The following is a 1,180-nucleotide window of genomic DNA, read 5'->3' as shown; positions in this document are numbered from 1 at the left end:
GAACAGGATGCCCAAAGCCTTTAGGCTTAGGTAGCAGAGGCTTGAGTATCTCCCCCATACGAATCACTCAGGTCGCTTGGGTATGGTTGACGTTTAGGGTTAGCGATCGCAGGTAGACGACTCATTAGTTATAATATGGAGCAATTATACTCAACAATAACACCTCATTTGACTAGGAGCAACTTTCTTTAGATTCTCTTTATGAATCAGCTCTAAACAATACCATTTTATTATTTCTAAGTTTCAGTCAATCTCGCTATCAATTGAGCCAAATTTCTGTCTTAGCTAGGTTTAATTTTTCTTTTACTAATGCGTCGCCAAAATCCTTTGACTACCTTGAATTGATCGATCGTGTGTAAGATAATAAATGCTAAAAAAGTATAAGCTAACCAAAAATGTATGTTTCGACCTAAGTCTACTAAGTCACTATTCTGGGGAAATAAATCAGGTAAGGTTACACCAAAAAAGCGGACATTATTGCTTTTAAAGGAGTTAGAAAAAAAGAAACCACTAATAGGAACAGCCCACATAAAGATATAAAGAGAAGTATGCAGGGCTACTTTTTGCATCCATTTAAAACTATACTTGGGCAATCGCTTAGTATATTTCTTCCACCACACTTGTAATAGAGTTAAAATTCGCCAAGTTAATAAAGCCATTGTCAATACTCCTAGAGATTTATGGAAATCATAAAGAAGGTTTCGTCCAAAGGCATTTCTAGGCAAACGCGACATAAAAGAACCAACTAAAAATATAATAATGTAACAATTAAACATCCACCAATGGATCGACATTAAATTTTGGTAAGCAGAATTTTTTCTCGGTTTGTTTGTTTTTGAAGCTTGAGCCATGATTTTCCCGCAAGTTATTTTGCAGTGATACTATTTCAAAATTTTAATTTTAACATTTAATATCAATGGCTTTGTTGCACGAATATCCTGGAATGCTTGCAGTACAATGCTTTTGCATTAGCAAAGTTTATTGATAAATTCTTATTTCATAATGCTTCTAGCACTTTCATGGAGTTCTGATGGGGCCACTTGGCCCAGAAGCATCCGGCTTACTTAAAATCCGAACAGGTGCCGCCCAAGCCGGTCACAATGGTGCAGGTGTTGTAAACCAGCATACCCTGATAGCTGCCTGCGGGAGTGCCCTTTTCCCCGATGCCGTCGGCAATCAA

The 1,180-nt window shown here is 37.5% G+C and carries 1 protein-coding gene; it reads right to left on the bottom strand.

Annotated features, from left to right (window positions below):
* Positions 1-281 precede the first annotated feature (281 nt).
* Positions 282-851 carry a cytochrome b gene (locus F6K22_RS41290; protein WP_293111001.1) on the bottom strand — a complete coding sequence of 190 codons (570 nt, stop codon included), beginning with the start codon at positions 849-851 and terminating at the stop codon, positions 282-284.
* Positions 852-1,180: the final 329 nt, after the last annotated feature.

The organism is Okeania sp. SIO2F4, from assembly GCF_010672385.1.
Classification (GTDB): domain Bacteria; phylum Cyanobacteriota; class Cyanobacteriia; order Cyanobacteriales; family Microcoleaceae; genus Trichodesmium.
This window is presented reverse-complemented; position numbering and strand designations above follow the sequence as displayed.